This is a genomic window from Mesorhizobium helmanticense (assembly GCF_003034915.1).
Lineage (GTDB): Bacteria > Pseudomonadota > Alphaproteobacteria > Rhizobiales > Rhizobiaceae > Mesorhizobium > Mesorhizobium helmanticense.
Genome location: NZ_PZJX01000026.1, coordinates 31,485 through 43,569, shown reverse-complemented (window position 1 = coordinate 43,569; position 12,085 = coordinate 31,485). Strand labels below are relative to the sequence as shown.

Sequence of the window (12,085 nt, the reverse complement as noted above, 5' to 3'; positions counted from 1 at the left end):
GGCCGGCGCGAGGCCGGCCATGGCAGTGATGGTGGGGTTAGTGGCCGGTTTCGCCGACGGCCTGCTCAGCCGCCCTGATTGCTGCCTGGCGCTTGGCGATCTGGTCGCCGATCGGCGGGCCCCGGAAGCGCCGATTCTCGAAACCGAACCAAAGCACGGCGGTCAGCACGATGAAGCCCAGCGTGATGTAGAACACCTTGTCGTTCGGCGGCTGGATGGCAATGTAGAAGATGATCACCATGCCAATGACCGACAGGATGCAAAACAGCTTGAACAGGCCGGCGCCGAGATTCCAGGGGCCGGGATTTGGCCATTTCGCGGTTCCGAAAGCCATCATGCCAAGCACGATCGGGATAATGAAGGACAGGAACAGGAACACCAGCGTCGAATTGACGACGATGGTGTAGATGTTGGTGCCGCCGATCGAGATGAACTGGGCAAGAAAGACATAGATGATTTCAAGGATCGCAGCCGTCCAGATGGCGTTGACCGGCGTGCGCCAGGTCGGGCTGACCTTGGCGAGCGCGGCCGAGCCGACTGGCATGCCGCCGTCGCGCGAGAAGGCGAACAGCATGCGCGAAGCCGAGGTGACCGTGGCGAGACCACAGAGGAACTGCGCGATCAGGATGGCCAGATAGAGCAATTGCTTCAGCCAGCCTGGCAGGATCGCGTCCATGGTGGCAAAGAAAACACCCCAGCCCTGCTTGGCGCCGACAGCCAGATCCGGAATTGCCAGCACGATGGCGCAAAGCATTACCCAGCCGATCAGCGACGACCAGAGCACGGACGAAACGATCGCCCTCGGCACGGAATGCGCTGCCTTAAGCGTTTCTTCCGAAGTATGCGCCGACGCGTCATAACCGGTGATGGTGTAGACCGGCAGCAGCAGGCAGAGCAGGAAGAGGTACATCATGGAGTCGGTTTGCGGGAAGACGTTGCCGCCCGCTTCACCCGAATAGTTGGTGAACGTCCACAGCCGCGTGATGTCGATCGCCGGTGCAAACACCAAGCATGCCACGATCAGCACCGCCGTCGCGCCGAGGATCAGGAAGCCGGAGGCGTCCGTCAGCATGGCCGTAAGCTTGATGCCGAAGTGATTGAGCAGCGCCTGAAGGACGGTGATGAACGCAACGAACCCGACGATTTCGCCCGGCGTGCCCGTAATGCCGAAAGCTCCGCCGAAAGTGCCGACGAAGAAGAAGGCGGTGCCGATGTTGATGGCGCCGAGCACCGTGATCAGCCCAAGCAGGTTGAGCCAGGCGGTGAGCCAGCCCGTAAAGCGGTTGCCGAGGATCGACGCCCAGTGATAGAGGCCGCCGGCGGTCGGGAATGCCGAGGCGATCTGCGCCATGGCAAGTGCGAAAAACCCCGAAACGCAGCAGCCGACGATCCAGCCGATGCCGGCGCCCGCGCCGCCGATCGACGATGTCGCCTGAGCGAAGGAATTGATGCCGCCTGAAAGGATGCAGATGATCGAAAACGAGATCGCGAAATTCGAGAAGCGGCTCATGCTTCGCGACAGTTCCTGGGCATAGCCCATGCCGTGGAGAACCTTCAGGTCCTCCTTCTTGTCGACTTCGGTATAGTCTTGCGCTGACATTTTTGTCCCCTTTTGGTTCTTAGCTGGCCGATTGTACTGACTTTCCCACTGCGCTTGGTCGGGAGCCCCTGGCCTCCTCGGGCTCCAGATCTAGAAAAATGCCTGTAAGCAGATCCGCCCATTTCCGCTGCCCGGCTGCGCCGGAGATTTCGTCGTTGCGGATTTCGATCATCGCGCAGGGCAGTCCGCGCGAGCGCGCATGCCGCTCCAGCGTGAAGTAAACGCGGTCGGCCGGCGAATAGGGTTCGTTGACGCCGACCGTGACGCCGGCGAGGCGCCTCAGGGCACCAATGAGCGGAGCCGCGAGCCGGCAATCCTCGTCATGAATGATACCGATATGCCATGGCCGCCTCTTGCCCTTGTAGACCGGGGTGAAGGAGTGGACGGACACCAGCCGCGTTTCCTGCCCACGTGCCAACCTTTTGTAGATGACGTGCCCGACCGCGTCATGGAAGGGCTGCCATGACAAGGCGACGCGCGCCGTGCGCTGCTTGTCCGACAGGCCGGCATTGCCGGGAATGATCGTGCTCTCGCTAACCGGCGGCACCAGGTCCGGCGCGTCGAGCGGCCGGTTGCAATCAACGACGAGGCGCGAAATGCAGGACTCGACCAGCGTTGCATCGAGCGCCTCGGCCATGCGGCGGGCGACAGGCAGCGCGCCGGGATCCCAGGCGATATGGCGGGACAGCTCTTCGGAGGCAAGGCCGAGCGTTCCGAATTCGGCCGGCAGGAAGTTGGAAGCGTGGTCGCAGGTGAGCACGAAAGGGCTCGATCCGCCGGGGTTGGTCACCCTTACGGACCCTGACGATGCAAGGCTGGCGGGCCGCGCTGTCACCATTGTCTGCCGTCCCCGGGGAGCGCTGTATCGTATGTTACGTATTTTGCCTCATTGCGTCCCTGTGGATGATTTCATACAGTTTGCCCGGCTTTGTCAAACGCGATTTCGGTTGGCCGGACCAAGGGCGGGGGAAAACATGATTTCCAGCATTGCCGAACTGATCTCGGACCGCATCGGCGCGATGCCGGCCGGCGAACGGCGCGCCGCGCAGACGCTGATCGCCAACTATCCGCTGATCGGCTTGAAGACGGTCGCGGAATTCTCCGCGGCAGCCGGCGTGTCGTCGCCGACGATCCTGCGTTTCGTCGCCCGCCTCGGCTTCCAGAACTATCCGGAATTCCAGTCTTCGCTGCAGGACGAGCTGGCGGCGCAATTGCAGTCGCCTGCATCGCGCACGCTCAGTCCATCGTCGCCCGGTGGCGGCGCGGTGTCGCCGATGCTGGAGGCGACGCTCGACAATATGCGCGAAACCTTCAGGCACCTGTCCGACAAGCAGCTTGCCGACATCGTCGCAAAACTCGCCGACCGGCGCGGCAAGACGTTCCTGATCGGCGGCCGCTTCACCGATCCACTGGCGCGCTACATGGCCGCCCACCTCGCCATCATTCAGCCCAACGTGTTCCATCTGGCGGGGCAGGAGAGCGTCTGGCGCGACCGGCTGATCGACATGGGCAAGCGCGACGTGCTGATCATTTTCGACATCAGACGCTACCAGGACAGCCTGGTCCGCTTTGCCGAGACCGCGCATCAGCGCGGCGTGCAGATCGTGCTTTTCACCGACCAGTGGCTGTCACCGATCGCCCGCTTCGCCCGCCACGTTATTGCAGGTCGCACCGCCGTGCCTTCGGCCTGGGATTCCTCGGCGGCGCTTTTCGTCGTCGCCGAAACGCTGATCGGCGCCGTCACGAGACAGCTCGAGGCCGACAGCGCCAAACGTATCCGCGAGCTGGAAAGCCTGCGCTGATGCTGTTGATTTGTAGTTGCCGCTATATTTAGCCAATCCAAACGTTACACATATTTAATGTTTGGCAGCGGCAGAATTGCCATAAAGCCATGATATCAGCGCGACTTCGCACGTACCGGGTGCGTCGCTGCGTTTTTATGCTTGGGGAAAACCGGTAGACGTTTTTTTGCCAACCGGAGTGCCGATGGCCGCCTGGAAACAGTTAATCTTCGCGCTTGTGATCCTCGTGGCGGCGGCTGCCGCCTGGGTTCGCTTCTTTCCCGGCGCGCCGGATGTGCTGGCGCGTTGGGGCATCGACTGGGCTTATGCCGCGACGCCCCCGGCCGAGACGGGCGCAATCGCCAATGGCAGGCAGGCAGGAGGCCGAGATGGCGCCCGTCAGTTGGCAACCATCGTCGCCTTGCCGGCGTCGAAGGCTGTGATCAACGACCGCCTGCAGGCGATCGGCACCGGCCGCGCCAACGCGTCGGTGACGGTCAATCCCTACAGTTCCGGCCGTCTCGTCGAGTTCCTGGTCAAGTCCGGCGTCCATATCGAGAGGGGCGAGATCATCGCCACCCTCGATTCCGACACCGAGGTGATCGCCCAGAACCGCGCCAAGCTTGCCGTGCAGGACGCCCAGGCCAAGCTCAATCGGGTCAAGTCGCTCAGGGCGTCCAATGCCGCGACAGGGGTCGCCGTCGCCGATGCCGAGGTGGTGCTGGCCAATGCCAAACTGGTGCTCAGCGATGCGGAACTGGCCTTGCAGCGCCGTTCTATCGTCGCGCCGATATCAGGCACTGTCGGGATCCTGCCGATATCGGCAGGCAACTACGTGACCAGCCAGTCGGCGATCGCCACCCTTGACGACCGCTCCAGCATACTCGTCGATTTCTGGGTGCCGGAGCGCTTCGCCGCCGCCGTCAAGGTCGGGGCGCAATTGTCGGCGACGCCGATCGCCAATCCCAACAAGGCCTATACCGGTACGGTCTCGGCAATCGACAACCATATCGACGAGACCAGCCGCACCCTTCTGGTCAAGGCGACGATCGCCAATCCAGCCGACTCGCTGCGTGCCGGCATGTCCTTCCAGATCACCATGAAATTCCCCGGCGACAGCTACCCCGCGGTCAGTCCTCTGGCGATCCAGTGGGGCTCCGACGGCGCCTATGTCTGGGCGGTCGAGGACGGGAAGGCCAGGCGTGTTGCCGTGCGCGTCATCCAGCGCAACACCGAGACCGTGCTCATCGACGCCCCGATCGTCAGCGGCGACATGGTGGTGACCGAGGGTACCCAGAGCGTCAGCGAAGGCGGCGAGGTCCGCATCGCCGGCGAGCAACAGCGCGCCGCCGACGCTGAAGGCCTATGACCGGAGCCGTCAATACCGGCAGCGAGACCGGCTTCACCGCCCTGTTCATCCGCAGGCCGGTGATGGCCTTCGTGCTGAACACATTGATCGCGGTTGCCGGTCTTGCCGCCTTCTATGGCGTCGAGATCCGCGAATTGCCGGATGTCGACCGCCCCGTCATCACCGTCAACACCACCTTCGAAGGTGCCGCGTCCGAAACCGTCGACCGCGAATTGACCGACGTGATCGAGGGCGCGGTCGGCCGTGTCTCCGGCGTCAAGTCGATCTCGTCCACCTCGTCGTTCGGCTCGAGCCGCGTCACCATCGAGTTCAACGACGGTGTCGACTTGAACGTCGCCGCCTCCGATGTGCGCGATGCCGTCGGCCGCGTCGCCAACCAGATGCCGGACACCGCGGATCCGCCGCGCATCGTCAAGGCCGACGCCAATTCCGAGCCCGTGATGCGGCTGGCCATCACCTCCGACACCATGTCGGTGCAGGACATGACGGTGGTGGTCCAGGACCAGATCGAGGATGAGCTTGCCGCCGTGCCCGGCGTTGCCGACGTCCAGGTCTATGGCGACCGCGACAAGATCTTCCGCATCGACGTCGACCAGACCAAGCTGGCGAGCCTCGGCTTCACGGTCGCCGATCTGAGGACCGCACTTGCCTCGGTTGCCTTCGATTCGCCGGCCGGTTCGATCACCACGACCAACCAGGATCTGATTGTTCGCACGACGGCGGACGTGACCACGCCGGAAGAGTTCGAGAACATCATCATCGGTGGCACCACGCGTATCCGCGACGTCGCTACCGTCACGCTCGGCCCCGATATCGGCCAGACCACATTGCGTTCCGACGGCAAGACCGGCATCGGCCTCGGCATCATCCGCCAGGCGGAATCCAACACGCTGGATATTTCGACCGGCGTGAAGGCTGCTATCGCCCAGATGCAGGAGAACCTGCCCGAGGGCATGTCGATCAAGGTCACCAGCGACGATGCCGTCTTCATCAACGGCGCCGTGCACGAGGTCGAGATCGCGCTCGGCCTGTCCGTCTCCATCGTGCTGATCGTCATCTACGTCTTTCTCCTCGATTGGCGCGCCACGCTCATTCCAGGCCTGTCGATGCCGGTCGCCATGATCGGGACGATCGCCGCGATCTACCTCGCCGGCTTCTCGGTCAACATATTGACGCTGCTCGCCCTGGTTCTGGCCACCGGCCTCGTCGTCGACGACGCCATCGTCGTGCTCGAAAACATCGTACGACGACGCAACGAAGGCATGGGCCCGCGCGCCGCCGCCGTGCTCGGCGCCCAGGAAGTGTTCTTCGCCGTCATCGCCACGACGCTGACGCTGGTCGCCGTTTTCGTGCCGATCTCCTTCCTGCCCGGACAGACCGGCGGACTATTCCGCGAATTCGGCTTCGTGCTTGCCATCTCGGTGCTTTTGTCCTGCGTGGTGGCGCTGACGCTGTGCCCAATGCTCGCCTCGCGCATGCTGTCCAAGGCCTCGCTCCATCATGAGGGCGGCAGCGGCGTCGGCGCCCGCATCGGCGCTGCGCTCAACACGCTATACCGGCGCTGCCTGCACGCCTGCCTCGACGCGCCGTGGATCGTGCTTCTGGTTGCGGTGCTTTTCGCCGCCACTGCCTTCACGCTGTTCGGCACCATCCGCCAGGAACTGACGCCGACAGAGGACCGCGCCGTCGTGCTGCTGCGCATCAATGCCCCGCAAGGCGTCAGCCTCGACTACACGACGCAGCAGATGCAGAAGATCGAGAAACTGATCCAGCCGCTGCGCGATTCCGGCGAAATCCGCAGCACCTTCGAGCGCGCCGGCTGGAGCGGCGAATACAATAGCGGCTTCATGGTGATGACGCTGGCCCCGTGGGAAGAGCGCACGCGCAGCCAGCAAGAGATCATGGCCGACATCAGCCGGCTCGCCAGACAGGTGCCGAGCGTGCGCGTCTTCCCGATGCAGCCCAACAGCCTCGGCATCCGTGGCGCCGGCAACGGCCTGCAATTCGCGCTGGTCGGCAACAATCGCCAGGCGCTTGGCGACGCCGCGGTCAAGATCATCGCCGAGATGCAGAAGGACCCGCGCTTCCAGTCTCCGCGTCTCTCCGTCGATCCGACGCAGCCGCAACTGGCCGTCGCCATCGACCGCGAACGCGCCTCCGATCTCGGCGTCGACATCAACGGGCTTGCCGACACCATGCAGGCCATGCTCGACGGCAATGACGTCGTCGACGTCTACATCGCCGATCGCAGCTACGGGGTGAAGCTGGTCTCGACCACCAACCCGATCAATGATCCGACCGACCTGGAGAACGTCTTCCTGAAGACGGGTGACGGCCGCTTCGTGCCGATGTCGACCATCGCCACGCTGACCGAGCGCGCCGTGCCGCCATCGCTGACGCGCGAGCAGCAGCAGCCCTCGGTGGCGATCACCTCCAACCTTGGCGGCGATTTCGCGCTTGGCTCGGCGCTCTCGCGCGCCGAGGAGATCGCCACGCCGCTGCTGCCGCCGGGCAGCCGCATCCTGCCGCTGGCCGAGGCCGCGACGCTCGGCGAAACCAACAGCGCCATGATCACCATCTTCGGCTTCGCGCTGGTCATCATCCTTCTGGTGCTCGCCGCCCAGTTCGAGAGCTTCGTCAGCGCAATCATCATCATGGCGACGGTGCCGCTTGGCCTTGCCTGCGCGATCTTCGCCCTCTTGCTCAGCGGCACCAGTCTCAACGCCTACAGCCAGATCGGCCTGGTGCTGCTGGTCGGCGTCATGGCCAAGAACGGCATCCTGATCGTCGAATTCGCCAACCAGTTGCGCGACCGCGGGCTCGGCGTGCGCGAGGCGATCGAGCAGGCCTCCATAATCCGGCTGCGCCCGGTGATGATGACGATGATCTGCACCGTGCTCGGTGGCGTGCCGCTGGTGCTGGCCAGCGGCGCTGGCGCCGAGGCGCGCATCGCGCTCGGCTGGGTGATCGTCGGCGGGTTGGGGCTCGCCACCGTCTCGACGCTGTTCTTGACGCCTGTCGCCTATCTCCTGCTCGGCCGCTTCGTCACGCCAAAGGTGGAAGAAGAGAGCCGGCTGAAGCGCGAACTCGAGGAAGCCGCCTATGCCAACATCGAGCCGGCGGAGTAAATTAGCCCTCCTCGCCCCGTTTACGGGGAGAGGATGCCGGCAGGCAGGTGAGGGGCAGCGCCAACCTTGCAAGCGAAAATGCCGCCCTTCATCCGGCCCTTCGGGCCACCTTCTTCCCGTAAACGGGGCGAAGGGAAGTCCGCATCTACGGCCGTATGAACACCTTGCCATTCGGCTTGGTCAGTTCGGCAGGCACGCGCCCTATCGCCTCGGCCAGCGGCACGATCGCCGTCACATCGGTCGACCAGCGCCCGTCGGAAAAGCGCTTCTGCGCCTCCATGATCGCCGGTCCGCGGCGGTCGCGGAACTGGCGCATCCATTCGCTCAGCCAGAAACCCTCGATACGCTTGTGCTGGAAGATCAGTTGCCCAGGCTCGCGGATCACCGTGGTGTCCGGGTCGAGCCGCCCATAGACGATCCAGCGTGAGCGCTTTGGCATGGCGTCGAAGATGGCCGAGGCCAGCGGCCCGGTCACCGCGTCGAGAAAGATGCGCGGTTGCTCGGCCTTGATCACCTCGCGCAGCGTCGCCTTGAAATCCGGTGCTTTCTCGTTGAGCACATGGGCCGCGCCGATCTCCTTCAAAAGCGCGATCTGCTCGTCGCGGCGCACGGTGACGATCGGCCGGAACCCTTCCTCCCTGGCCAGGCCCGATATCAGCTTGCAGAGCTGGCTGGCGCCGGCGGTCATGATGAAGGCCTTCTCACCTTCCTGTTTGACGATGTCGAACATGGCGAGCGCGGTGAGCGGGTTGACGATCATCGCCGCGCCATCCTCGTCGCGGACCGTATCGAGCAGCGGGATGCAGGCGACCGCCTCGGCGACGGCGTATTCGGCCCAGGAGCCCCAATTGCTGACGCCGGTGGCAAAGGCAACGCGCTTGCCGACCAGGCTTTTGGGATAAGGCTCCTCGCCACTGGCGACGACGATGCCGACGCCCTCGAAACCGGCCGGCTGGCCCTTGACGCGCGGCTGGCCATACTGGCCCCTGATGAAGGCGACGTCGGACGGGTTGATCGAGGCGAGGTCGACCTTGATCAGTGCCTGGCTTTGGCCGGGTGCCGGCACCGTGATCACGCCCAGCTGCACATAGGGCCCCATCGCCTCCAGCGCGCTACCGGAAGGTGTCCTGCTGTAGCCGTCGCCAACGAGCATGAGCGCTTTCATCTCTGATGGAACGTCCATCGCCCTTCACCCTCCCTTGAACGCATGGGCACTTTACCCGTGGCAAGGATGACCGTACTTCGGATAGCCTTGTCAACGCGAGCCCCTCAGCCGGATGGCGAGAAGGCGCGGAGGAGTTGCGATGAGCTATCTGGACGAACTGTTTTCGGTCGCCGGCAAGACCGCGCTGGTGACAGGCGCCGCGACCGGCATCGGCCGCATGGTGGCAACCGCCCTGGTCCAGGGCGGCGCCAGCGTGATGATCGCCTCGCGCAAGGGTGAGGACTGCGTCAGGGTCGCCGGCGAATTGAACGGCCTCGGCGCCACCGGCCGGGCCGAGGGCTTTGCCGGCGATGTTTCCAGCGAGGCCGGCATCGCCGCGCTCGTCGCCGAAGTGAAGGCGCGGACCGAGCGCCTGCACATACTGGTCAACAATGCCGGCGTTTCCTGGGGCGCGCCGCTGGAGGACTTCCCGTACCACGCCTGGGCCAAGGTGTTCGGCGTCAACGTCACCGCCGTTTTCCATCTGACGCGCGAGCTTCTGCCGCTGCTCGATGCCGCCGCCAGCGATGCCGATCCGGCCAGGGTAATCAATCTGGGCTCGGTGATGGGCACCCAGCCGCTTGCCGACGACGCCTATTCCTACGCGGCCTCGAAGGCCGCGGTTCACCATCTGACGCGTACGCTGGGGATTGAATTCGCCGCGCGCCGCATCACCGTCAACGCCTTTGCCCCCGGTCCCTTCCAGAGCCGCATGACCGCCTTCGCCACCGCGACCGAGGAACAGGCGAAGCATGTAGGCGACCATGTTCCGATCGGGCGCATCGGCACACCGGATGACATTGCCGGCGCAACGCTCTATTTGTGCAGCCGTGCTGGCAGTTATGTCACCGGCGCCATCCTGCCGATCGACGGCGGGCAGTCGGTGCAGCATGGGCTGACACTGTTCAAGGAATGAAACCGCCCGGGCGGCTGAAATGGAGGACATCAGCGTGGAACCGATCAGTCTCGATGTGCTTCTGGCCAGCGTCGGCAAGGAAGTCGGCGTGTCGCCGTGGCGGGTGGTTTCGCAGCGCATGATCGACCAGTTCGCCGACGCCACGGACGATCACCAGTTCATCCACTGCGATCCGGAGCGCGCCAAGCGCGAGACGCCGTTCGGCGGCACCATCGCGCACGGTTTCCTGTCGCTGTCGCTGTTGTCGGCGATGACCTTCGAGACCATGCCGCCGCTCGAAAACAGCAAGATGGGCGTCAATCACGGCTTCGATTCATTGCGCTTCCTCGCCCCGGTGAAGACCGGCTCGCGCATCCGCACCCGTTTCGTGCTTGCCGACGTCAAGGTCAGGCCGTCGGGCTGGGTGCAGACGGCGCATGACGTGACCATCGAGATCGAAGGCTCGAAAAAGCCGGCGCTGACCGCGCGCTGGCTGACGTTGACGCTGATCGAACGCCAGCCGGAGGCGGCTTGAACGTCTCGATAGTGCAGCAATCGATGTCCGGGAAAAATGGCCCCCGAAGCGCCATGGCCAATCGCTGTGCCGCAAACCCGGTTTGATACCGGGTTGTCCGATTCCGTACAGCGTATATAATTTAGCCAGCCACCAACAACCGAAGGCAGAAAAAATTGCCGCTGAGCGTCCAGACACGCCGCGAGAAACAAAAGGCCGAACTGCGCGCCGAACTTGTCGCGGCGGCGCACAAGCTTGTCCAGGAAGAAGGCTATGAGGGCCTCACCATCCGCAAGCTGGCCAAGCGCGTCGGCTATGCGCCGATGTCGGTCTATTCCTATTTCGCCGACAAGCAGGACATTTTGTTCGCGCTGGCCGAGGACGCCTTCGAGACGCTTGCCCGGCGCATCGAGGAGCATCCGTCCGACGATCCGATCGAGGCATTGCAAGCGGTCATGACCGAATATGCCGCCTTCGGGCTTGGCAATCCCAACGAATACCGCACCGTGTTCATGACCGAAAAGACCAAGCCGCCGGAGGGCAGGAGCTACGCCGAGATGGAGGAAGGCAACCCGGCGATGAAGGTGTTGATCAAAAGGGTCGAGGCCTGCGTCGCCGCTGGCAAGCTCAAGGGCGATCCACGCGCCATCGCCACCACGCTGTGGGCGGTCGGCCATGGCACGATCTCGCTGCTGATCACCTTCCCCTTCTATCCGTTCGGCGACCCGCAGGCTTTCGTGAAGCGCATGTGCGATTTCGCGCTTGCCGGCCTGATGACGCAAGATATGCCGCCGCTGACCGAAACGCCGCCCAACTGCTGATCGGCATTCCTGTGGTTTGATCCGCCGATGCTTTTGCAGTGCGGCATTTTGGCTTTTTATGAAAATTTGATCGTACGTGTACGATTTCTGACTTGAAGTCCCGTGTCTTCGGGCGTATATGTACGCTGTATCGTACACGTACGAAATGGATTGACCGGAGACAGATTATGAAAAAGCCAATCCTCACCCTCGCGGCCCTGCTTGTTTTCTCGGGCGCCGCCTTCGCCGGCAGCAGCCAGCCGGCCAAGCAGGCGCCAGCAGCGGCCTGCATCCATACCAACGCCAATGTGAAGCTCGATTGCGTCGCGACCGGCTCGGTCGAAAAGACTGGCGCCGCAACCAAGACCGGCTCGGTCGACGGCAAGGGCCAGAAGCTCGGTATCGACGTCAATCCGTGGATCGTGCCCAGCACGTTCTGAGGTTCGACCACCTCAGCACGATATGAAGACAAAGGGCGGCAGGAAGTCCTGACCGCCCGTTTCGGGACTACCCCGTTTTCAGGCTGCCAAGCGCGCAGCCCCAGTGCATTGAGCTACCTACGCTTCTTTCTTCCCGCCACCGTCTTGGCTTTGCCGGGTCTTGCGGGAGCGCCGGAAATGGAAGTCCCGGTGATCGAAACCGGATCGCTGGCCGGAAACGTATCCTCGAGACCTTCCTCGAGTTCCTCCTCCGCGACCTCGCGATTTCTTTCCTGTTCGAGCGAGCGGACAGCCGAGCTTTTCCCGGCTGGCCTCGGCGCTGATTTCTGCGGCATCGGCACTCTCCCTCGACTT

11 protein-coding genes are annotated in these 12,085 nt (G+C 63.7%); 7 read left to right on the top strand and 4 right to left on the bottom strand.

From position 1 onward, the window contains the following. Window positions 1–37 precede the first annotated feature (37 nt). Both C9427_RS12740 and C9427_RS12735 read right to left on the bottom strand, forming a co-directional pair. Window positions 38–1,600, bottom strand: a complete 1,563-nt coding sequence (locus C9427_RS12740) for an amino acid permease (protein ID WP_107649520.1) — start codon at window positions 1,598–1,600, stop codon at window positions 38–40. A 19-nt stretch (window positions 1,601–1,619) separates the two neighbouring features. Further along, on the bottom strand, window positions 1,620–2,438 hold the full coding sequence (locus C9427_RS12735; protein ID WP_107649519.1) for an N-formylglutamate amidohydrolase: 819 nt from the start codon (window positions 2,436–2,438) through the stop codon (window positions 1,620–1,622). Window positions 2,439–2,574: 136 nt separating this feature from the next. Here C9427_RS12735 and C9427_RS12730 point away from each other — a divergent pair, with 136 nt between their 5' ends. From C9427_RS12730 to C9427_RS12720, 3 genes are all read left to right on the top strand, one after another. Further along, window positions 2,575–3,402 carry a MurR/RpiR family transcriptional regulator gene (locus C9427_RS12730; protein WP_107649518.1) on the top strand — a complete coding sequence of 276 codons (828 nt, stop codon included), beginning with the start codon at window positions 2,575–2,577 and terminating at the stop codon, window positions 3,400–3,402. Between the two features lie 184 nt (window positions 3,403–3,586). Further along, entirely contained in the window at window positions 3,587–4,750 is a 1,164-nt protein-coding gene (locus C9427_RS12725; protein ID WP_107649517.1) for an efflux RND transporter periplasmic adaptor subunit, read from the top strand. Further along, window positions 4,747–7,878, top strand: a complete 3,132-nt coding sequence (locus C9427_RS12720) for an efflux RND transporter permease subunit (protein WP_107649516.1) — start codon at window positions 4,747–4,749, stop codon at window positions 7,876–7,878. Before C9427_RS12725 ends, C9427_RS12720 begins: the two co-directional genes overlap by 4 nt. Before the next feature lie 145 nt (window positions 7,879–8,023). On the opposite strand, the gene C9427_RS12715 is transcribed toward C9427_RS12720, so the two are convergent. Then, entirely contained in the window at window positions 8,024–9,061 is a 1,038-nt protein-coding gene (locus C9427_RS12715) for a zinc-binding dehydrogenase (protein ID WP_107649515.1), read from the bottom strand. Window positions 9,062–9,182: 121 nt separating this feature from the next. Between C9427_RS12715 and C9427_RS12710 the strand changes: the two genes are divergently transcribed. The 4 genes from C9427_RS12710 (at window position 9,183) to C9427_RS12695 (ending at window position 11,731) form a co-directional block, all read left to right on the top strand. Further along, window positions 9,183–9,998, top strand: coding sequence for an SDR family oxidoreductase (locus tag C9427_RS12710; protein WP_107649514.1), 816 nt, complete (start codon window positions 9,183–9,185; stop codon window positions 9,996–9,998). A gap of 19 nt (window positions 9,999–10,017) precedes the next feature. Further along, window positions 10,018–10,512, top strand: coding sequence for a MaoC family dehydratase (locus C9427_RS12705; protein WP_280954153.1), 495 nt, complete (start codon window positions 10,018–10,020; stop codon window positions 10,510–10,512). A gap of 155 nt (window positions 10,513–10,667) precedes the next feature. After that, on the top strand, window positions 10,668–11,312 hold the full coding sequence (locus C9427_RS12700; protein ID WP_107649513.1) for a TetR/AcrR family transcriptional regulator: 645 nt from the start codon (window positions 10,668–10,670) through the stop codon (window positions 11,310–11,312). Between the two features lie 167 nt (window positions 11,313–11,479). Further along, window positions 11,480–11,731, top strand: coding sequence for a DUF680 domain-containing protein (locus C9427_RS12695; RefSeq protein ID WP_107649512.1), 252 nt, complete (start codon window positions 11,480–11,482; stop codon window positions 11,729–11,731). A 113-nt stretch (window positions 11,732–11,844) separates the two neighbouring features. Here C9427_RS12695 and C9427_RS12690 read toward each other — a convergent pair whose 3' ends face one another. Beyond that, entirely contained in the window at window positions 11,845–12,066 is a 222-nt protein-coding gene (locus C9427_RS12690) for a hypothetical protein (RefSeq protein WP_107649511.1), read from the bottom strand. Window positions 12,067–12,085: the final 19 nt, after the last annotated feature.

Bases quoted from the DNA above. Each gene is read 5' to 3' on its own strand.
- C9427_RS12740 (WP_107649520.1), bottom strand. From the start codon at position 1,600: ATGTCAGCGCAAGACTATACCGAAGTCGACAAGAAGGAGGACCTGAAG.
- C9427_RS12735 (WP_107649519.1), bottom strand. From the start codon at position 2,438: ATGGTGACAGCGCGGCCCGCCAGCCTTGCATCGTCAGGGTCCGTAAGG.
- C9427_RS12730 (WP_107649518.1), top strand. From the start codon at position 2,575: ATGATTTCCAGCATTGCCGAACTGATCTCGGACCGCATCGGCGCGATG.
- C9427_RS12725 (WP_107649517.1), top strand. From the start codon at position 3,587: ATGGCCGCCTGGAAACAGTTAATCTTCGCGCTTGTGATCCTCGTGGCG.
- C9427_RS12720 (WP_107649516.1), top strand. From the start codon at position 4,747: ATGACCGGAGCCGTCAATACCGGCAGCGAGACCGGCTTCACCGCCCTG.
- C9427_RS12715 (WP_107649515.1), bottom strand. From the start codon at position 9,061: ATGGACGTTCCATCAGAGATGAAAGCGCTCATGCTCGTTGGCGACGGC.
- C9427_RS12710 (WP_107649514.1), top strand. From the start codon at position 9,183: ATGAGCTATCTGGACGAACTGTTTTCGGTCGCCGGCAAGACCGCGCTG.
- C9427_RS12705 (WP_280954153.1), top strand. From the start codon at position 10,018: ATGGAGGACATCAGCGTGGAACCGATCAGTCTCGATGTGCTTCTGGCC.
- C9427_RS12695 (WP_107649512.1), top strand. From the start codon at position 11,480: ATGAAAAAGCCAATCCTCACCCTCGCGGCCCTGCTTGTTTTCTCGGGC.
- C9427_RS12690 (WP_107649511.1), bottom strand. From the start codon at position 12,066: ATGCCGCAGAAATCAGCGCCGAGGCCAGCCGGGAAAAGCTCGGCTGTC.